The 19,742-nt window shown below is 52.2% G+C and carries 17 protein-coding genes and 2 tRNA genes; 11 read left to right on the plus strand and 8 right to left on the minus strand.

Translation table 11 applies throughout. The annotated features are described in order from the left end of the window. The first annotated feature begins 4 nt into the window (after positions 1-4). Positions 5-1,042, plus strand: coding sequence for a PorV/PorQ family protein (locus tag NTX59_01480; protein MCX5784339.1), 1,038 nt, complete (start codon positions 5-7; stop codon positions 1,040-1,042). Positions 1,043-1,149: 107 nt separating this feature from the next. Here the strand turns inward: NTX59_01480 and NTX59_01485 are convergent, their stop codons facing one another. Further along, a complete protein-coding gene (locus NTX59_01485; protein MCX5784340.1) occupies positions 1,150-3,345 on the minus strand; it encodes a UvrD-helicase domain-containing protein in 2,196 nt (731 codons plus the stop codon). 232 nt (positions 3,346-3,577) lie between these two features. Between NTX59_01485 and NTX59_01490 the strand changes: the two genes are divergently transcribed. Then, on the plus strand, positions 3,578-5,167 hold the full coding sequence (locus NTX59_01490) for a DUF2723 domain-containing protein (protein MCX5784341.1): 1,590 nt from the start codon (positions 3,578-3,580) through the stop codon (positions 5,165-5,167). A gap of 25 nt (positions 5,168-5,192) precedes the next feature. Here NTX59_01490 and ychF read toward each other — a convergent pair whose 3' ends face one another. The 5 genes from ychF to NTX59_01515 all read right to left on the minus strand — a co-directional run bounded on the left by ychF (position 5,193) and on the right by NTX59_01515 (position 8,811). Next, positions 5,193-6,266, minus strand: a complete 1,074-nt coding sequence (ychF, locus tag NTX59_01495; protein MCX5784342.1) for a redox-regulated ATPase YchF — start codon at positions 6,264-6,266, stop codon at positions 5,193-5,195. A 140-nt stretch (positions 6,267-6,406) separates the two neighbouring features. Further along, positions 6,407-6,480, minus strand: a tRNA-Glu gene (locus NTX59_01500). Between the two features lie 46 nt (positions 6,481-6,526). Further along, positions 6,527-7,609, minus strand: a complete 1,083-nt coding sequence (locus tag NTX59_01505) for a hypothetical protein (protein ID MCX5784343.1) — start codon at positions 7,607-7,609, stop codon at positions 6,527-6,529. Positions 7,610-7,665: 56 nt separating this feature from the next. Further along, positions 7,666-7,737: transfer RNA gene (locus NTX59_01510), tRNA-Thr, on the minus strand. After that, on the minus strand, positions 7,717-8,811 hold the full coding sequence (locus tag NTX59_01515; protein ID MCX5784344.1) for a tyrosine-type recombinase/integrase: 1,095 nt from the start codon (positions 8,809-8,811) through the stop codon (positions 7,717-7,719). Before NTX59_01515 ends, NTX59_01510 begins: the two co-directional genes overlap by 21 nt. A gap of 53 nt (positions 8,812-8,864) precedes the next feature. On the opposite strand from NTX59_01515, the gene NTX59_01520 reads away from it, so the two are divergent. After that, positions 8,865-9,083: a hypothetical protein gene (locus NTX59_01520; GenBank protein MCX5784345.1), complete on the plus strand. Its 219-nt coding sequence runs from the start codon at positions 8,865-8,867 to the stop codon at positions 9,081-9,083. Between the two features lie 144 nt (positions 9,084-9,227). Here NTX59_01520 and NTX59_01525 read toward each other — a convergent pair whose 3' ends face one another. Beyond that, the gene (locus NTX59_01525; GenBank protein ID MCX5784346.1) at positions 9,228-10,202 is read right to left on the minus strand and encodes a bifunctional DNA primase/polymerase; all 975 of its coding nucleotides are present in this window, start codon (positions 10,200-10,202) and stop codon (positions 9,228-9,230) included. 675 nt (positions 10,203-10,877) lie between these two features. On the opposite strand from NTX59_01525, the gene NTX59_01530 reads away from it, so the two are divergent. The 4 genes from NTX59_01530 to NTX59_01545 all read left to right on the plus strand — a co-directional run bounded on the left by NTX59_01530 (position 10,878) and on the right by NTX59_01545 (position 13,174). Then, positions 10,878-11,159: a hypothetical protein gene (locus NTX59_01530; protein MCX5784347.1), complete on the plus strand. Its 282-nt coding sequence runs from the start codon at positions 10,878-10,880 to the stop codon at positions 11,157-11,159. A gap of 98 nt (positions 11,160-11,257) precedes the next feature. Beyond that, on the plus strand, positions 11,258-12,157 hold the full coding sequence (locus NTX59_01535; GenBank protein MCX5784348.1) for a relaxase domain-containing protein: 900 nt from the start codon (positions 11,258-11,260) through the stop codon (positions 12,155-12,157). Next, positions 12,154-12,300 (plus strand): hypothetical protein, encoded by a 147-nt coding sequence (locus NTX59_01540; GenBank protein MCX5784349.1) that lies wholly within the window; start codon positions 12,154-12,156, stop codon positions 12,298-12,300. The genes NTX59_01535 and NTX59_01540 overlap by 4 nt, the downstream gene beginning before the upstream one ends. A 55-nt stretch (positions 12,301-12,355) precedes the next feature. Beyond that, positions 12,356-13,174 (plus strand): DUF3800 domain-containing protein, encoded by an 819-nt coding sequence (locus NTX59_01545; GenBank protein ID MCX5784350.1) that lies wholly within the window; start codon positions 12,356-12,358, stop codon positions 13,172-13,174. A gap of 125 nt (positions 13,175-13,299) precedes the next feature. Here NTX59_01545 and NTX59_01550 read toward each other — a convergent pair whose 3' ends face one another. Beyond that, positions 13,300-13,926, minus strand: coding sequence for a hypothetical protein (locus tag NTX59_01550; protein ID MCX5784351.1), 627 nt, complete (start codon positions 13,924-13,926; stop codon positions 13,300-13,302). Between the two features lie 731 nt (positions 13,927-14,657). Here NTX59_01550 and NTX59_01555 point away from each other — a divergent pair. From NTX59_01555 to NTX59_01570, 4 genes are all read left to right on the plus strand, one after another. Then, positions 14,658-16,235: a PorV/PorQ family protein gene (locus NTX59_01555; GenBank protein ID MCX5784352.1), complete on the plus strand. Its 1,578-nt coding sequence runs from the start codon at positions 14,658-14,660 to the stop codon at positions 16,233-16,235. A 174-nt stretch (positions 16,236-16,409) separates the two neighbouring features. Beyond that, positions 16,410-16,895, plus strand: a complete 486-nt coding sequence (locus NTX59_01560; protein MCX5784353.1) for a T9SS type A sorting domain-containing protein — start codon at positions 16,410-16,412, stop codon at positions 16,893-16,895. A gap of 127 nt (positions 16,896-17,022) precedes the next feature. Then, a complete protein-coding gene (locus NTX59_01565) occupies positions 17,023-19,239 on the plus strand; it encodes a hypothetical protein (GenBank protein ID MCX5784354.1) in 2,217 nt (738 codons plus the stop codon). Between the two features lie 18 nt (positions 19,240-19,257). Further along, positions 19,258-19,742: hypothetical protein (locus NTX59_01570; GenBank protein ID MCX5784355.1), on the plus strand; the 485-nt coding region annotated here is incomplete at its 3' end.

A 19,742-nucleotide genomic window follows, 5' to 3' on the forward strand; every position in this document is an offset into this window, starting at 1 on the left:
CTATATGCAGAAACTAAAAAAACGAGTTCTCTCTACAGCCTATGGCTTACGGCCTATGGCCTATGGCACTCTTATGACAGTGATGAAGAGTAATTGCTTGAAATTTTTTGCGTATCTGACGACGGGGCTCCTGTCGGTCATGCTCTTCGTTGCCCCCGGCAGCTGCGAAAATTCAAATGCGGGAACGAGCGCGGCCCAATTCCTGAAAATAGGCGCCGGCGCCAGAGCCGCGGCCATGGCCGAGGCCCAGTCGGCCGCCGCGGACGACGTTTACGCGGGATACTATAATCCGGCGGGTCTTGCGCTTATCGAAAGGCCCATGATGGGCGCTATGCACGCCCAGTACCTGCAGGGCGCCGGATATCAGTACGGAGCGCTGGCGCTTCCCATTAGAAAAGGTTCGCGCGGCGTTTTGGCCCTCTCAATCTCCAACCTGGGCGTAAACGACCTGGAGAGGCGCACGCAGGATACCGACCTGCCCGTGGACTACTTTGACGCCGCGAACTTCGCCTACAGCCTCTCATACGCCCGCCGCGCCACGGACAGGCTGTGCCTGGGGGTGACGGGGAAATTGGTGAGGGTAAGTATTGATAATGTTTCCGGCAACGTCCTTGCGGCGGACATCGGCCTGAGGTACCGGCTTGGCGCCGGCGCCGGTTCCCCGGTTGATATCGCGTTCGTTGCGCGCAATATGGGCGCCAAACTGAAATTTGGAACGGAAGAGGATCCTATTCCTTCGGCCATTGTTTTCGGGGTCTCCGCGCATCCGCTCCCGGAGCTGCTTCTGGACCTGGATCTTATCCGCTATCGCGACACTGACATGATAATCGCCGCGGGGGGGGAATACCGCCACAAGCTTTCCGGAAAGCTGCAGGGGCTGGTACGGGCGGGATACAGCAACCACTACAAAAGCGCGGAGGGGACAAGCGGCGTCACATTGGGCGCCGGGCTTTCTCTTTCCGGCCTCACAGTCGATTTTGCCTGGGTTCCTTTCGGGGACCTGGGAAATACCTTCCGCTACTCCCTGCTGGTTCAGTTCTAGAAGAGATTACAGCGATGAGGAATAGATGGCAGTGATAAAGTTTTAAGCTATAGCCGCCGCTTGCGTGCGCGGAAAAAAATACACCATGATCTGGCGGTTGGACATTCTTACAACGCTTGCAGGGGCGCGTATTTCAGCATGAAGGTCTGGCGCGCGCCGCTGTCAAAAACCACGGTTACTTTCGCGTATTCCCCCGTGCCTATCTGGTCCACCACGCGGCCGGGCCCGTAAATGGGATGCGCCACCCGCCTGCCCTTGCCTATGCGGCCCGCGGCCCGCGGCGGCTGGTAGGCGCCGATCACCTGCACATCGTCCTCGCCGGGCCTGCGAGCCGTTTCCGCCGCCACCTTGCTTTCAAAAATAAACCGCGAAGCGATATTGGGATACGTAGTCCCGAAAATCCTGCGGGTATTGGCCCAGGTAAGGTAAAGCTTTTCTTTCGCGCGCGTCATGCCCACATAAGCAAGCCGCCGCTCTTCTTCCAGCTCCTCCTGCGAGGTGTTGGCCGCGTTTATGGGGAAAAGATTTTCTTCAAGCCCGGTCACGAACACCGCCGGGAACTCAAGGCCCTTCGCCAGGTGCACGGTCATAAGCGTGACCGCGTAGGTTTCGGTGTTCATGTCGTCCACCTGCGAGGCCAGCATGGCCTCTTCCAGGTATTTGTGAAGCGTGGGGGGAACTCCCTCTTTGGCGCAGCGTTCTTCAAATTCTTTTGTCGCGTTTACAAGTTCCTGCAGGTTTCCAAGGCGGGCAAGCGAGCCCTCCTTGTCTTTTTCGGCTTCCTCTTCGGTCATTTGCCAGTAGCCGGACTTAACCAGTATTTTTTCAAGCATAAGGCTTGGCGTAATGGTAAACAAGTCGCCCTTTATCCCCTCTATAAGGTCAAGGAAGTCTTTAATTCCGCGCCGCGCCGTGTTCGTAATGTCCGGCACCTGGTCGGCCGTAAGCAGAGCGTCGTAGATAGGCATTTCTTTCTGGCGGGCGTAAGCCGTTATCCGCTCAAGGGCGGTTTTGCCTATGCCGCGCGCCGGCGTGTTTATCACGCGCAGAATGCTTATGGTATCCGCCGGGTTCACCAGCATTTTCAGGTAGGACATGGCGTCTTTTATTTCTTTGCGCTCGTAGAACCGCACCGAGCCTATCAGGCGGTACGGTATGCGCGCGCGCCTGAAAGCGTCCTCGAAAGAGCGGCTTTGGGCGTTAGTGCGGTAGAAAACGGCGATATCGTTATAGGTAAAATCGTCTTTGGCGGTCAGCTGTTTTACTTTTTCAAGCACGCCCCGCGCTTCGTCCAGTTCGTTCTGGTATTCAAGCGCCTCGGCGGGGTCGCCGTGGGGCTTTTCGGTCCAGAGTTTTTTTTCTTTGCGGTTGCGGTTGTGCTTTATCAGCTCGTTCGAGGCGTAAAGTATTTTCGCGGTGGAACGGTAGTTCTGTTCCAGCACTATGGTCTTTGAGTCTTTGAAATCCTTCTCGAACTCCATGATATTGCGGATGTCGGCGCCCCGCCACCCGTACACCATCTGATCGGGGTCTCCCACCACGCAGAGATTGCGGTGTTTCGCGGAAAGAGTTTTGATAAGCACATATTGCGCGTGATTCGTGTCCTGGTATTCGTCCACCAGTATGTATTTAAAATATTCCTGGAAGTATTCGCATATTTCGTCTTTTTCTTTAAGCAGTTCGGCCGTGCGCACTATCAGGTCGCCGAAATCAAGGGCGCAGGCCTCAATGAGCTTCGCCTGGTAGCGCAGGTATATCTGCGCCGCTTTCAGGCGGTTCGGTTCGCCGGAGGCCTCGGCGTTTATCTGGTAAGAGCCGGCGTCAAGCAGATCGTCTTTGGCGCGCGAGATGAGGTTTACGTAAACGGGGGCTTTTGTTTTCTCGCTTTCAAAGCCCAGCTCTTCCATGGCCAGCTGCACAAGTTTTTTCTGGTCGTCGGAGTCGTAAATGAGGAAGTCGGGCTTGATGCCTATCAGGCGGCCGTGCTGACGCAGCAGACGCGCGCCGAAAGAGTGGAACGTGTGTATCCACATGCCGCCAGAGTACGGCACCAGCCTGGCCACGCGGTGCTGCATTTCCTGGGCGGCTTTATTGGTGAAGGTAATAGCCAGTATCTGCGTGGGTGAAACGCCGGAGGCTATTAGCAAAGCTATTTTTGAGGTCAGCGTTTTGGTTTTGCCGGTGCCCGCCCCCGCGAGTATCAGTTCCGGCCCCGCGAAATAAGTGACGGCCTCAAGCTGCTTCGGGTTTAAAGCCAGTTTGGGTAAAATTTCCGGATTAAGCTGGATGTCTAAACTGCTCATGATAAGTCAAATGCCCAATGTCGAAATTTAAAAAGCGCGGACAGACGGGATAACCTGATTTTATAATTTTTAGGCCCTGTTTGTGTATGACCTTCCCCCTAAAAACCAGCCAAGCTTGTTAAAAATCGCGCGGAATTTATCCAGTTAAGCTGGCAGGAATTGCGGGGGAAGGTCAGTATGTTTACTACAGACCCGATAAAATCGGATAATACCTGAGTCTAGGACATTTATCGTGCGCCAATTTTTCACCACTCTTAAAAATCTTGCTTCCCCGTCAAAAACGGCGGCGATCGGCGGAATTCTATTCATCGGGTTCTTCCTGCTGTACGGTTTCACGCATGATCGAATTTACCCCTTCGATTCTCTTCTCTACGCTTTGGCAATACGGCGACCGCTGTTCGGGGGGATGCTTTCCGCCATTCTGAGCTGTAATCATTTTCTCTGGCTTCCTTTTCTCCGGTGGTTTTTTATCGGACTTAAAAGCGCAGGATTTACCGGGGATCCGTATGCAGCCATCCAATGGTGGAACACCGGCGCCGGAGCGCTTTTGATCGTAGCCGTCTATGGTTTCCTGGCTAAATTTATTCACCGCAATTGGGCTCTGAGCATCAGCTGCCTGGCCGGTTTTAGCCATGTAATCTGGCTTCGATCTACGGGTGGCGAACCTTATCTTACGGGAACTTTGTTGTCCGTTGCGGCGTGTTATCTTTTGATTGGTTTCCTTTCTAAACCTGGCCGGTCCCTCCTGCTGGGAATGGCGTTCCTGGGAGGGATGGCCGTAAATATCCACATCGCAAACATCATCCTGCTTCCGACCATCGCTATCGTAATCGCGGGACGACGAGGCCCGCAAAATCGGCTTAACGCGGTTTTGGCGCTGAGCCTGTCCGGCGTTATGCTTCTTCCTTATATTCTCTTTTACGATCTCGCGACGCTTCATGGATTAAAAGAGTGGCTAGTCTGGGGATCAGGGCAAGTGAACGGACAGCTGCCCGGGTCATCCGCAAGCGGCAAATTCGATTTTCATTTCCTGAAAACAATTCCCATCGGATTTACCACTTTATTTCAAAGCATCGTTGCTCTGCCGGTAAACGGCTCGTTTCGCAGGATTGTTATTATGATTGTGCTGGGAGCCGCATGTGCGTGGTGTGTCACAAATCGCGCCCTGCAAAAAATCAACTGGACGATTGTCCTCCCCCCGCTCGCATTTTTTATCGCGACAATCGTCTTTTTTTATATATGGCAGCCGGGCAATCTGATCTACTGGGCAAGCCCGTTCGTTTTCTTCGTTCTTTCCCTGGCGCTGGTCTTTTCGCCGCATCTCCAAAGCCCCCCCGGTCTCAGTGTGAGATTGGCATCCGGAATTTTTCTTTTGAGTCTCGGCTTTCTCAATTTTTACCGGGTAATCCAGCCGAACCTTGAAGGAAACGACGTCAAACCGCTGGTAAATATCTGTGAATCGATCAAAAAAACGACCCCTCCCGCCAGTGTCATCATGATATCCGGCCATTACAGCGGATTTCTCAAAGTGGCCATCCCATATTTTGCCCAACGACAAACGTTTGCGTTGGATTTGGCGATCATCCAGTACTACGGGACCGGCCAGGACCCGCTTCTCGCCCTTCAAACTCGCCTGAACAATTGTTTGGAAAAGGGTATTTCTGTTTATATGATGGATGATGTCCTTCTCGCCAAGGGAGAGTTCGGCGGGTGGGGCGTCTCCGCTGAACGGATCGAGGCGTTTCTCCGGTCCTATCATCTGACGGAAGTCGCGCGTCTCTCTCAGACAGAACCCGGCGTTCTCTACCGTATGGAACGGTAACCCGAAAAATGCAGTTGAAGGGAAACTAAACGTTGAATTTGAAGAAGCAGACATCGCCGTCTTTCATTACGTATTCTTTGCCTTCCGAGCGGATAAGGCCTTTTTCTTTCAGGGTCTTTTCATCCCTGTACTTGACGATGTCTTCAAAGGAATAAACTTCGGCGCGGATAAAGCCTTTTTCAAAATCGGTATGGATGCGGCCGGCCGCCTGCGGCGCTTTCAGGCCTTTGCGCAGGCTCCAGGCGCGCACTTCGTCGTCCGAGCCGGCTGTGAAGAAGGAGATAAGGTTTAAAAGTTTCTGGCCGGCTAAAATCATCTTTTCAAGGCCGGTGTATTCCTCGCCCAGGTCTTTCATGAACGCGGCTTTTTCCTCATCCGGCAGTTCTATGAGTTCCGATTCTATCTTTGCCGAGATCTCCACCAGAATGGCGCCGCGCGACTTTATAAAATCGCGGAGTTTGGCCTGCACGGCGGCGTTCGGGGTTTCGGAGGTGTTGGCTACGAAAAAAACGGGCTTGACCGTAAGCAGGTTGAAGTCGCGCACTTCTTCAATGGCGTAGCCGGCTTCTTTTGCGGGTTTGCCGTCGGCCAGCAGCTTTCTTATCTTTTCAAGTTTTTCCTGCTTTTCTTTCGCTTCCTTGCTGCCCGAGCGCAGGTTGCCTGAATTCTTGTCTATCATTTTGTCCACGGCTTCCAGGTCGGCCAGCATCAATTCGGTTTCTATCACTTCAATGTCGCGGATGGGGTCCACTTCGCCCAGCACGTGCACCACATCGGGGTTGTCGAACACGCGCACCACCTGCACTATGGCGTCCACTTCCCGTATATTGGCCAGGAACTTGTTGCCCAGTCCTTCTCCCTGCGAAGCGCCTTTCATAAGTCCCGCGATGTCCACGAACTTTATATATGAAGCCACCTTTTTCGGCGGCTTGAAAATCTCAAAAAGCGCGTCCAGGCGCTTGTCGGGTATCGGCACCACGCCCACATTGGGGTCGATGGTGGTAAAAGGGTAGTTCGACGAGGCCGCCCCCGCCTTGGTAAGTGCGTTAAAAAGCGTTGATTTTCCCACATTGGGCAGGCCGACAATTCCTATTTCCATAATATTATTTCAGAAACTTGTTGTAAGGATCAAGAAACAAGAAGTAAGTAGCAAGGGGACTAGTTTTCGCTTTTTTACTTGCTACTTGATTCTTACTACTTGGTCCTTCGAATTAATTTTAGCGATAGCGAAAATTAGTTCGGCCCCTACGGGATTCGAACCCGTGATCTCTGCCTTGAGAGGGCAGCGTCCTAGGCCGCTAGACGAAGGGGCCGTATAAACAGATTATAGCAAAAGCCCGGGCTTTGCCGCCCCCGTGGCTAAAACACCAGTTTTACGGTAAGCTGGTAATTCATCGCGGAGCGGGCGTACAGTCCAGCGGAGCCTTTATACTGCGTGACCAGCTCCGAAACCTCAAAACCGGCCTCAACGCTTTCGTAGAAGCGCGAAATAATATTGAACAGCGCCGTGGAGTTCTTCGTCTTCCCGTTTACGAGTACTTTTGAATTGTCCGGATCGTCTACGCCGTATATCATGTTGAACCAGAGCGAGTCTTTGGGCTTATACTTGAGGGCCAGGTATCCGCCTTTGGATGGTACCGCCTGGGGGCCGTAGCCGGTGTTCCCGAGCCCGCCCAGAAAATCCGACAGGTTCCGCCCGGTCCAGGCTTCGCCGTAAAGCGTAAAAAATGCCGAAGGAATGTTGAATGCCGCCACCAGCGCGGAAATATCGGCGGTCCGCGATGAGGTGCTTTTCCATACTCCCGCGGCTCCGGCCAGGCTTATTTTGGCTTTGCCCAGTTCCTTTTCTATCTTGCCCTGTACCCCGGGAAGGGCGGAATGTGTGCCTTCGGCATCGGTCAGCTTTGAGGTGGGGCGTACAACGGCGGCTATAAGCTTAAGCTTGCGGTCCGTGCTGTAAGTCGCCCGCAGCTGCGGGGCGCGCGACCATAAAGCGCCGGAATGTCCGAGATAATAATCATTCAGCGTTTCGGGGATATCGGCCGTGATGGGGTAAAAAGTCTGGCCGGCCAGTATTTCCGTCCTGCCGCTCTTTACGGCTGCGTATGCGTGGCGCAGTCGCACGTCGGAAACGGCGCCCGCGGTCCCGGCTACGCTGTCGGTCAACCCGAGGAAGTCGGCCTCTATCTTGCCGCTTACATTGGCGCCGCTGCTTATGTTCAGGCCGAAGCGGCTGGCCCTGGCCGAGGCCCTGAACGCCCTGTCATTGCGCCCGCCGGAGACATAGGTGCGGTATTCATTGGTAATGGTGCCGTGGTCCGAGTAGATAAAGTCCGTCTTTATAAAACCGTAAATATCTATTTTCAGTTTTGAATTCACTTCGGCGGAAGCGGGCAGCGCCGCGCCCAGCGCAAGACATGCCAGAATAAAGCTGTTTTTCATATTATAATCCTCATGCTGCGGCGGTTCGTAAAAAACTGGCTGGGGATAAAAATCTCAGCCGACGGCCGGGATTGAACCGGCGACCTACCGCTTACAAGGCGGTTGCTCTACCACTGAGCTACGTCGGCGTTATTCATTGGTAATTCTACAATATTTGATAGTGCTGAAATTCGGGGTGGTGCAATCAGTGGTGCAACTCTAGCGGTTTTGGTGCAATTTTTAATTGTGAGGGTTTTGGATAGTATAGCCATCTTATCGGACATATGCTTATCGCTTAAATGGGCGTATCGCATGGTCATTTGAATATTGGCATGGCCAAGTATTTGCTGCAGGGTGGGCAAATCTCCAGTTCGCATGGCAAAATGAGAGGCAAAGGTGTGCCGTAGATCATGGATGCGAAAAGAATCAATTCCAGAGGTTTTTAGAGCTATTGCGAAGTGTCTTTTAAGCGTTATGTCAGGCAGGTTGAAAACATTGCCGGAAGGCTTTGGCGACAGGTTGGATAGAATCTGTTTTAATTGTGGCATGATAGGAATTTTGCGCACTTTCCCGGATTTGGATTGGAGTATTTGAAGGGTGTTGCTTGTAAAATCAATATCCCGCCAGTCCAGATTGAGTAATTCGCTTTTCCGCATACCAGTCATCAGGGCGCACGCAACAAAAGGATACAGGCGGTGGTGGCAGTTAGCTATTAGGGTCCTGATTTCTTCATTGGATAGATACCTTAAACGGTGGTTCGGCTCAAGTTTCTTCTTAACCGCCGCACAGGGGTTTTCTCCATGGAAATTATCCCATGTTTTTGCCTTGTTGAAAATGGCTTTAATAAGCGTCAAGTGTCTATTAGCGGTGGATGTTGAGGTCTCGGATTCTATCTGATTGTAAAAGCATTGGATGTCCTGCGGTGAGATGTTACCTATTGGTTTGGTTCCAAGGTGCTTGTTTATATACCTTGCCATGTTTTTCCATGAACCTGAGCGCAGGTTGGAGCCATGTAGTTTAAAATACAGGTCCGATATAAATTGAAATGGTTTTTTGTTGGTTATTCTTTCCGGGAAGTGCTTTCCCGCTGCCACTTCAGTTTTTCGTTTTGCTTCAACCTCTTTCGCCAGAGCGTAATTGTTGCCAACAGGTTCTCTTCTCCACTTTCCAGTGGGGAGTCTGTATAAAATCCACCATTTCCCCCGTTTTTTAAATATTGACATATCGTTTAGATATATATGTGATATTTGTCTGACATGTATAGTATAGCCCCAATATGGTTAAATGTCAAGATGATATTGCGGTGATATTTAAAATTGGTTATACTACCAATATGACCAAGCCGACAAAACAAAAGCGCCGTGCCTATCCTCTGCGAATTACCGCCGCCGTATATGAAACTTTGGCTGACATCGCCAAAAAAGAGCATCGGACCCTTAATGCGCAGATTGAGTATGTTTTGGAGCGCTGGATTGAACAGCAGAAGGCCCGGTAATCCATCGATCCACGGCTCCTACCTCAAATTTGAGCGCCCTGCCGATGCGTTTAATGCACTCTGCCGGAATCTTTCCGGTGCTGACATAGGTGTATATCGTTGGCGCCGGCATCGAGAGATACTCCGACAACTGTTTTACATCCATTAACTTTTTTTCCATACTGAGTTGCCTCCTGGAATGCTTGCTATATAAGTATCTGTATCAGATACAGTTTGGGATGTTGGGGTGTTGGGTAGTTGGGTTGTTGTGTTGTTGGGTTGTTTCTTCTTTGGGATGTTGGGAAGAAAAGTATGTAGTGGTGTGTGCGCAGGCGCAAAATAAATATCGGGCCGCCGCCTGGCGCTTCCATCCAGCAGTTTCCAGGCTTTTACGGGATAAAATTTGTCGTAGGGGTGCGCCTTATTCCAGGCCCATAAGCATAGGTCAAAAAGTTCTCCTATCGTGAACGGGTCCTTATTGGAAGGTTCGCAGCATTTTATTACCAATGCGAAAGATCTTTTCCAAAGCTGTGTAAGGTAAAAGCATTCTATGGCGTAACCCATAATGCTCCGCTTTATTGATTCGTGCCGATGTCCGACTGGAATCAAGGGGGCGTGGATGGACGGGGAATCTTCGTGCTCGGGTTTTGAGAGCAAGAACTTCGTTATCCACTCGGGAGCCGGCCTTATGGGCAGATCCTTGTGGATTTCATACCTGTTGCCTGAATTGTGAAGGCTTGGCGGCATTACGCAGTATCCACCTTCCGCTATTAGGTCTATGCCGGGGAAGATGCCGATTTTCTTCTGATAGGTGAAATGAGAGCGATATAAAAAATGATAACCGCCGCCGCCGGTTCTTGAGGTAAAGGTTTCCGGCAGTTCTAAATTTTTCATGGAATTTTCGCCGCCGTTGCGAAAGTCCACATCTATGGACAGAATATTGCCGGATACCCGGCCCATGAGCGCCGCGATATTTGCGGCCGGGAATTTTTTAAACCATTTATAAACCTGGACTTCGCTCGGCGCTTCTTCCATAAAGCTCTTCCATTTCACGAGCGGTATCTTTGTACTCTGGCGTATGGGGATGATCGCCATACCCAAGGCGAGATATTTTTCAACAAAGTCTGTCAAATCGTTCATACCGTTATATCCTGTGCGTCTCCGGCGGTCTGGATATGACGGTTATTGAGCTTTTTGATATGAAAAAATCCCCGTCACATTCAGACACACGTAGTCTAACAGACGGGGATTATTTTGAACAGAACACGAAGTCAGGGGAACATATGTTCTACTGACTTCGTGTTCTGTTACAAGCGGAGAACAAACAGGTACATTATTAAATCCGGCAACATGGAGGGCTGGAGTTCAGGGAGGCGAGTATGATTGCAGGTCTGTTTGATGATTGGATATGGGGTGGCGTTATAAGCCTGGCGGCTCTTTACTGCGAGGGATTCTGGCTTTGGATGCTTATGGATTGTATATGAAACTAGCCGGACAGAACGCAAAAGTGGACTGCGATATGAAATTATCCAAATTCCCCGAGCAGAGACGAAAGGCAGGCACTTACAGCTGTAAGCGCCTGCCTTTCCCCCCGGCCTTCATAAGGAATACGGCCTCCGCCGTACACGGTCCTGCGAAGCGGTTGCGCCGCCGCGTTCCGTTCCCGTCCGAGGCCGCCCGACCCGGCCGGGGGGAAATCTTCAGCCTGCGGCGCGGGGATACTCCCTTTCAGGACCGCTGGTTATGTCGATGTGCCGGCCCCGCTTTCCCAGGCCGGCTGCCGAAATTTATGCAACAAATCTGGATGGAGGCAATATGAAATTTCAAAATACGATTTGCGGGAGGACCTTCAGATATGAAACCCCCGCTGAACTTATCGAGCAAATCAGACCGCTTATGGAGAAGGCTGAAGCTGATTATAAGGCCCTGGAGCTGAAGGCGGAAGAATCTTACAGGAAGAACAAGGACGAAGCGGACAGGACCCGCAAGATTTATTACGTTTTTCGCAAGGCCATCGCGCAGTTAGGCGGCATGCCGGTTGCTGAAATTCCGGCCACACCTGCACCCGCGCCCGAACCAAAGTCCAACGCTGGTTAGCGCGCAGCAGGGCTGGTAACAGATAGCTTGGCCGGTAGTATATTCGTTACTTAAAAATACGCACCAAGACACCTTTGTGTGAGCCGGAAAACGGCACTATGCTGACCGCCATGATACTAAAAGGAGGAACCGATAAGCTTGCGGCATATCATTGCCGGGAGGGGAATTATTATTTTAAGCAGGCGAGTAATGTTGAAGAAGAAATCCTGGGCCTGACCGGCGAATTTCCACAGCGGACAGACCCGCTTGAATACGTCAAAGTTCATGGGGAGTTGGCGAAGGCTCTTGGCTATACCCCAGGCCAAAAGATAACGGAAGCTGAGTTCGTTCTGCTGTTGGAAGGCAAGACCCGGTCCGGAGAAAAGGCCACACAGAAACATAAAGTCAAAGGCATAGACCTAACTTTTTCAGCGCCGAAATCGGTCAGTATAGTCGGGTTATTAATAGATAAAAACCCGGACATAATTAAAGCCCATGATGAAGCGGTTCTTGAAGTGATGAAAGAAGTTGAGAAGTATTTTGCCTTTGCCAGGCCGAATGCCAGACAGCAATGGACCACCGGTAAAATGTGTTACACGGCCATCCGGGACGGCTTCAGCCGGGAGTACGATCCACACCTGCATACCCATGTGGTTGTCATGAACATGACCGAATGGCGGGGGCGGGTTATGGGCTTATGGACCAGGAAAATACTGCAAAAAGATTTCAATAAAGCCTTTGGAGAATTATACCGGTGCAGGCTGGCCGCCCGGCTGTCGGACCTGGGTTATCAGATAACTTATATCAAAACCGGCGAGTGGCGGCTAAGCAAGGTTTCAAAAGAGCTGGAACAGGAATTCTCGCGCCGGCATGGACAGATAGAAGCGCAGCGAAAAGCGGGCGTCAAGGATATGACCGTCTGGCGCAGGACCCGGGTCCAGAAAACTCCGGGCGCGAACAAGGCCGAGATACTAAAGGATTGGCTGAACCGGTTAAGCCCGAAGATTATGGCCGTTTGAAAAACCGGGAATTCCTGCTTTTCCATGAAACCGGCGTCGCACCCGGGCGGGTGCGCGATATTGACAGCCGGCAAAACGATGAAATAAAAACCATTGATTATACGCCGCGAACGGATTTAGTCGAATATATGAAAGATTTATAAAAACACATGGGAGGAAAATTCAATAAGGGTATCATGGCCCCTGGGAGGCTGGTCCTTGAATAATGAATCGCCCGACATCTATATAAGTGGTAAAATATCTCAACATCTTGCTATGAAACGATTCCGAATTTATATTGATGAGTCAGGCGATCATACCTATCATCACTTAGATAGCCCGGCCTCCCGGTACCTTGGCCTGACTGGAATCATCATCGAATCCGAATTATATCGAACACATCTTCAACCTGAGTTTGAGAGGCTCAAGCAGTCGCATTTCCCACATAGTCCTGATGAACCCGTTATCCTCCACAGAAAGGAGATGATCAACCGAGAAGGAATTTTCGGCGCGCTACGCGACGCGGATCGCGACCAAGCTTTCACGGCAGACCTTATGCGATTCCTCTCTGTTCAGGACTACACCATTTATAGTGTCGTCATCGACAAAAAGGCACATACTGACCGTTACGGCAAGGCTGCCTCCCATCCATATCACTACTGCCTGACGGTCCTCCTGGAACGTTATCGTAGTTTCCTGGCCGCTGAAGGCGGGCGGGGCGATGTTATGGCCGAGAGCCGCGGCGGAACGGAGGATATGGAGCTCAAAAAAGTCTATCAGGAACTTTATACAGGCGGGACGCAGTTCCTCAGTGCCTCAAATTTTCAAGGAGTGCTGACTTCCCGGGAACTTAAGTTAAAAAAGAAGATCGCAAATATCGCGGGGTTACAGATGGCTGATCTGCTCGCTTATCCGTTGAAGCAGGATATCCTTACCAAAGACGGCATCTCGGGTGTAAGTCAAGGGGATTTTGGGGAGAAGCTTTGCGCCAGTGTCCAGAGCAAACAGAACACCTATAGTCGGAAGTTCCTAAAATGAAAAGCCCGCTTTCGCGGGCTTCCCACGCTGGCCCATACGGGCCATCCACCTCCGATTGCTCGGATTGCTTATAGTATAGTATATCCCCCAAAAAACTTCAAGGGCAAAAAAACAGGGCAAAAAACTTATTTTGAAATGATATAAAGCCGCTTGCTTGCGGCTGTCAGCCTGGCCGCAGAGGACTTAAAGCTTTTAACATCGGCCGAAAGTTGTTTGACAGCCTGTTGTTCTTCCAGCAGCTGCGTGATATTTTTGCCGCGGATTTCCCCGCCCCTGGAAGAAACAGCGTCGCGCATTTCCGTTTTTCCGTTTTTCGCGCCAAGGGCGGCCGATAGCAGTCCCACTCTGGCCGCTTTCTTGTTTATCCTGGCGCTATAGCTTAAAATGGTTTTGGTATAGGCGGAAAGATTTAATCCCGGCCGGGTTTCGGCAAACTGGGTTTTATTCAAGACCGCCACCTTGTCCAGGTTCCCTTGTATCATTGTCAGTCTCAGGCTTAAAGCGGAAATATCGCGCGCCGTGAGTTTGGTTTTTGCGGTGTTTAGAATTTTAAGGACTTCATCCATGTATCCATCCTGGCGCGCCAGCCTGGAAAGTATATCTTTCGCTTGCTTTACTTGCGCTTCCTGCGCGGGAACGACAGCCGCCTTATCGGCGGGTTGAACGGATTTTTCCGGGGTGGCCAGGCCGAAAGAAAGAGATACTCCTGAAACCATCATTATTGCCGCGGCTGCCGCGAATTTGAGTTTCATATCTGTCTCCTTGTGTGAACAAGACGAATTACCATCAGCCTTTCATCCGGTTCGTCTGATTTATAATATAGCATAGTATAGCTTTGTAAGGTTTTCAGGGCATGGGTCATGAGTGCATGCTTATGGCGGCAAAGGGCCCATAATGTCTTAGGCCGAAAGGCCCATCAAAAACAATTTTAACAAATACGAAACACAAATTCGGTAAAATAAACTACAATATCCTAATTATGGGGCAGTTGTTCAATTCAAATTATATAATAGTCTGTCCCCGTCTTAGGCGGAAGGGGGCTCCAGGGTGAGGGCTTTTTGCTTTGGCTGCGGTTAACAAAAACATGGAAATTAAATTTCCCGGTTTTCTGTCTGGGTTTGTGGATGGCGCGGATAAGCCCCGCTCTTTTGGCGCCATAGAAAATCGCTATTGGCTAAAGGCAAGCCGGTTAACCATGCCTCCCGGACCAAAAGGGCGGGACAAGCTGTCCGTTTTTTTGACAGACAGATACATTCCCCCTTTACTAGAAAAAAATCCGAAAAAAATTCGCTTGCCCCGCACTTTGGCGGGATCCCTTCCGGTGGATTTGCCCACAGTGCCTCTGGCCTGTCGCGGCGGCACCCCTTCCGGGGAATTTGCCACAGGGGACACCGCATTGCGGTTTCCCCTACCTTTCGGAAAAAGTGCGGGGCTTACGCAGCCATATTCTCCCACAGACGGCCAATGGGGGAGGGCCGGGGTGATGGCCCACATTTTTGCCTTTCTTGCTGTCACGCTGCTAAGCAGCTCCATTTACGCTTCCGGCCCCGGCACGGGGTCCGCCGATTTCCTTAAAATACCCGTTGGAGCAAGGGAAACTTCTCTTGGCGGCGCGTTTACCGCCGTTGCCGACAACGCCAATGCCGTTTATTACAACCCGGCGGGCCTGAGCCTGCTGCAAAACCCGGAAATTTCCTTCACCAATAATAAATATCTTGAGGGCTTAAGCCAGCAGTGGCTTGCCGCGGCGTATCCCTATAAGTCCGGGGCATTCGGCCTGGGTGTGAATTATCTTTCGGTGCCCGCCTTTGGCGCTTACGATAATCTTAACAACCCGGCCGGCTCGGTATCGGCTTATGACGCGGCGGCGTATCTTTCCTGGGGCGGCAGGCTGCCGGTTGACTATAAATTTATCCGCTCGGTTTCATACGGCGCATCCCTGAAGTATATATCCGAAAAACTGGATACGGAGCATGCGTCCGGCTATGGGCTGGATTTGGGGCTTTTAGCCGCGACGTCTGTTAAAAATCTGAGATTCGGTTTCGGCGTTGATAATCTGGTCTCAAGCAAAATTAAATTTATTGACGAAGGGGCCGGGCTTCCTTTAAAGTTCAAGGCCGGCGTTTCATACCGGCTGGCGCCTGACAGCCCCGTTGCCGCGATATTGTTTTCCGCGGATTACAATTTTCCGAAGGATGGGGCCGGCTATGTTGCCGCCGGCATAGAAGGCCTGCTTTACAGGGCGTTCGCAGTAAGATTGGGCTACAGCTCTTTCGGGGATATTTCAAACGGCCTGAATTTCGGGCTTGGATTCGACCTGTCACGCTATACCGGCAGGAGCATCAGCGTGGATTATTCATTCGCCGCCGCCTCCGTTTTCGGCGATATCCAGAAACTGGGCATTACCTGTAAATTCCGGCCGCGGCAAATCTCCGGCGCGGCCGCGGCGCGTTCCACAGTCCCGGCGCGCGCGGAGGCGCCTATGCGCCCGCCCAGAGAAACACACGCCCCCGCGCCCGCCGCAGGCGGCGGGGCTGTCTCCCGTTATGCCGACATCCTGAAAACAGGCAGTCTGTATCAAAAAAGAAACGCTTTGGCCGAATTGGGCGAACAGGAAGGCGAGGCTCCTTTTAATCTTTTGCTCTCCGTTCTTAAAAATGACGACCCTGTATTAGTGCTGGACGCCGTTTCCGTTTTGTCCGGATTGGACGATTTAAGGGTTATAGACCCCTTTATAGAGCTGTTGAAAGCGGAAAATGCGGATATACAGCTTGCGGCCATCTCCAGGCTTGCGCGGTATAAGGACGAAAGGGTGTTACAAGCGCTGGAGGGATGCCTGGGTGACAAATCTCCGGAAGTGCGAAGCCGGGCCGCCGTTATTCTGGGGGATTTCGGCGACGCCAGGGCGGTTGAGAGCCTTAAGGCGGCGTTGAAAAAAGAGGAAGCCAGCGAGGTTAAGAATGCGCTGATAAGTTCTTTAAAAGAACTGGACCCGGGGTTTCAGGGGACGAATAACAGTAATCCGGTAATCAGTCCGCCGGTAAATGGTTTGTCTCAATAACGGACAAATATGATAAATAGAACATTTTTTGGCAGAAAGTGGTTTACCCCGCCACCTGCTTCAAATCGAAGCCGGTGGTGGGGTTATTTAGCGGCAGGCCCCGCACTTTGGCCCTTTTGGAAAAAGTGCGGGGCGGGGTGCATTGTTTTCTTTTTACTGCTCACCGGCTACCGGTTGCTGGTTACCGCCGCCCTGACCGGAGGCGTTCTGAAAATATCGGCGCTTTCAACGGCTTCCGGCGGCGGCGCGGCCTCAGGCGGCGTCCTGGCGCTTAAAGCCGCGAGCATGGGCGGTTTAACCGGCTCCGGCGCGCGCCTGAGCGGCGGCAATTTAAGCGTGACGACGGGCGGTACTCCGGCGGTGGTCACATTCGCAACGGCGAAAAGCGATTTATCGGCCGCGCATTGCTATCCGGTGCCGTTCAAGCCCTCGCTTGGGCATACAAAGATAACGTTCACCGATCTGACCAGGTCCGCGCGTATACGGATATACACCACAAGCGGCATATTGGTGCGCGCGCTTGATAAATCGGACACGGGCGAAACGCTTGACTGGGACGTCCGCAACGCGCGCGGTGAAGCGGTTGTCAGCGGGGTTTACCTCTACGTAGTTAATAGCGCCAGTCAGACCAGGAAAGGGAAGTTGATGATAATAAGGTAACAGAAAATGCAAAGTGCAAAATGCAAAGTGCGAAAGGCTTTAAGGACGCGGGACGGCCAGGCAGCTGGGCGGCTAGGCAGCTTTTTGAAGGAGTTAGAGTCTTGATTTGTTATTTAGGAGGTTTGTTATGAACAAAACCATATTAAAACTCGTTCTTTTCTTCAGCCTTCAGCCTTTAGCCTTCAGCTTTCTAAGCGCCGGCGTGCCGCTGAAAATTAATTTTCAGGGGCGGCTTGAGGAAAGCGGCGTTCCGGTGGACGGCCAGAGAAGCTTTGTTTTCAATATATACGACGCAATGTCCGGCGGCAGCCTTATCTGGACCAGCCAAGCGCAGGATGTGCCTGTGTCCGACGGCGTATTCAGCGTGGCGCTTGAAACCGGAACGCCGGTAAACCTATCAACCGCCGCGTTTACCGGAGCGAGATATGTTGAGATTGTCGTAGGCCCCCAGACGCTCTCGCCCCGCCAGGAAATGCTGTCCGCGCCTTACGCGCTGGTGGCGCAGGCCCTGTCTTCCGACGCCAGGGTAAGCCTTTCCAGCCTGGAACCGGGCAGCCTGGGCGCGAATGTTGTGATTTCCTCGATAGCGGTGAACGCGGTTTATGACGGCGCCATAGTCGGGATGTCGTCGGCGAAGCTTGCCGGGTCGGTCCCCGCCGGAAACCTCGGCAATGCCGTGCTGAAGGCGGGCGATATAATGACGGGCGCGCTGGTTGTAAACGCGCCGTCCGCTTTCACCACCGGCAATCAGCCGGCGCTGGTGTTTTCAACCAATGTGGTAGTGTCGGCGTCGCAGTTGAGGATAGGCAATTTCGCCGCCGCGCCGCCCGCCGGGGGCATGGGCTCGGGCTCGGTTTACTACAACACCACCGACACACTGTTATATGTTTCAAACGGCGTTTCCTGGAACTCTCTGGCTTCGGGCGGGGCAAGCCCCTGGGCAACCGGCGGGGGCGTGGTTACGCTGGTTGATCCGTCAAACAATGTGGGCGTGGGTAAAGCCCCGGTTGAAAAGCTGGATGTGGCGGGAAATATAAAAACCGACTCTGGGATTATAGGCGCCACCCTGAATTTAAGCGGCAGCGCAGGTATAAGCGGCTCCCTTACGGCCTCAAGCGGCACTTTTTATAATAACGCGGCGGTTAAAGGCGTAATAATAGCCGGTTCCGGCAATAATCAGATAACCACGGCGGCGGGTTTGCTGGACGCCGGTAAGCTCACCAACGCTCTGCCGGCGATAAGCGGCGCGAACTTAACGAACATAAATGCCACCAGTATAGCCGATAATTCTATTACTACCACAAAAATAGCGGATGCCAATGTCACCGCGGCGAAACTTGGCGTGGCGGCCATAGACGCTAACGGCAAAATCGGCGCGATAGACGCTTCGCATTTCGCAAGCTTGGACGGCTCGGCACTGACAAATGTGAACTCCGCGCAGTTTGCCTCAGTCGCAACCGCCACGACGACGATAAAAGGCCAGATAAACTCGGTGGCCGTGGACACAGGCACACTGTACGGCAGGTTTACCTCAGTTGCAACCGATACGACCACATTGAAAAGCCAGATAAATTCGGTGGCCGTGGACACAGGCACACTGTACGGCAGGTTTACCTCAGTTGCAACCGATACGACCACATTGAAAAGCCAGATAAACTCGGTGGCCGTGGACACAGGCACGCTGTACGGCAAATTTGAAGCCGGCGCGTATGAAAATGTGAGAGTTGGCTCGGCTACGATAGCATATTCACTTGATACTGTGGCTGTAGGCACGGCTGAAGGCGTGCGCGTTGGCACGGCTACAATAGCCAATTCGCTTGCTACTACGGCTGTTGGCACGGCTGAGGGTATACGTGTGGGCACTGCGACGATAGCGTATTCGCTTGCTTCAACAGCTATCGGCATGGCTGAAGGTGTGCGTGTGGGCACTGCGACAATAGCTTATTCGCTTGGCGCTGCGGCTACTGGTACGGCTGAAGGGGTGCGCGTTGGAACCGCCACGGTAGCCACCAATATTCCTAAGTTTCCCGTAAGTACCGCGGCCTCGGATATTACTCTTACTTCGGCGGATTTCGGCAAAACCATAACAGTCACCGCCGCCGCGACCGTCACTCTGCCGACAGTGGGCGACACCGATGTAGGCGCTACTATAACCGTAGTTAAACTCGGCGCGGGAGAAGTTATTATTAAAGCCGTGAGTCCTGCCGCCATAGCCGACTCCAGCACCGGCGGCACAATTTACAATAATGTGCCGGCTGAAACCTACGCCACCATAACATTGCGCCTGACTACAGCCACAATGTGGTCAGCTTTGGGCGGCAATGGTTCCTGGACCACTAATTAATAAGGAGGATTTTTAATTATGCTGTTAAAAATGAGCAAAATCGCGCTGTTTCCGCTGATTTTATTCGCCTGCCTCGCCGGAATCGCTCATGCGGCTGATATAACAACGCATGTTTTTGGCGCGAAAAAACAGGCGCTTGACCCCGCCGGCAATACGATGCCTGCGGGTTATTATGTGCTCAAAAACTTATCTGATGTGGACACGGACCTTGTGCCGGGCAATATTGCCGTCAGCACAACGATATTTGGTGTGTTGGGCACTTACACAAGTGACGGCACGGCAGCGACCGGGGACATCGCAATCGGCAAAATAGCGTATGCAAACGGAGTCAAACTCACAGGGAGTGTGCCTGCGGGAGCTAACGTGACAGGCGTGGCAGGCTCATCAGTTGTTACAATCACCGACGGTCTGTACTCCGGGAATAAGACAGCCACTGTCAACGACACGTTACTGTCGGCGGGCAATATAAAAACGGGCGTGACTATATTTGCCACGGCGGGAAC

It is taken from the genome of Elusimicrobiota bacterium (genome assembly GCA_026388155.1).
Taxonomy (GTDB): Bacteria; Elusimicrobiota; Elusimicrobia; order Elusimicrobiales; family UBA9959; genus UBA9634.

Excerpts from the sequence above, each read along its gene's own strand:
- NTX59_01555 (MCX5784352.1), top strand. The coding sequence starts at position 14,658 with ATGGCCCACATTTTTGCCTTTCTTGCTGTCACGCTGCTAAGCAGCTCC.
- ychF (MCX5784342.1), bottom strand. The coding sequence starts at position 6,266 with ATGGAAATAGGAATTGTCGGCCTGCCCAATGTGGGAAAATCAACGCTT.
- NTX59_01485 (MCX5784340.1), bottom strand. The coding sequence starts at position 3,345 with ATGAGCAGTTTAGACATCCAGCTTAATCCGGAAATTTTACCCAAACTG.
- NTX59_01565 (MCX5784354.1), top strand. The coding sequence starts at position 17,023 with ATGAACAAAACCATATTAAAACTCGTTCTTTTCTTCAGCCTTCAGCCT.
- NTX59_01480 (MCX5784339.1), top strand. The coding sequence starts at position 5 with ATGCAGAAACTAAAAAAACGAGTTCTCTCTACAGCCTATGGCTTACGG.
- NTX59_01505 (MCX5784343.1), bottom strand. The coding sequence starts at position 7,609 with ATGAAAAACAGCTTTATTCTGGCATGTCTTGCGCTGGGCGCGGCGCTG.
- NTX59_01550 (MCX5784351.1), bottom strand. The coding sequence starts at position 13,926 with ATGAAACTCAAATTCGCGGCAGCCGCGGCAATAATGATGGTTTCAGGA.
- NTX59_01520 (MCX5784345.1), top strand. The coding sequence starts at position 8,865 with ATGGTTAAATGTCAAGATGATATTGCGGTGATATTTAAAATTGGTTAT.
- NTX59_01530 (MCX5784347.1), top strand. The coding sequence starts at position 10,878 with ATGAAATTTCAAAATACGATTTGCGGGAGGACCTTCAGATATGAAACC.
- NTX59_01525 (MCX5784346.1), bottom strand. The coding sequence starts at position 10,202 with ATGAACGATTTGACAGACTTTGTTGAAAAATATCTCGCCTTGGGTATG.
- NTX59_01515 (MCX5784344.1), bottom strand. The coding sequence starts at position 8,811 with ATGTCAATATTTAAAAAACGGGGGAAATGGTGGATTTTATACAGACTC.
- NTX59_01535 (MCX5784348.1), top strand. The coding sequence starts at position 11,258 with ATGCTGACCGCCATGATACTAAAAGGAGGAACCGATAAGCTTGCGGCA.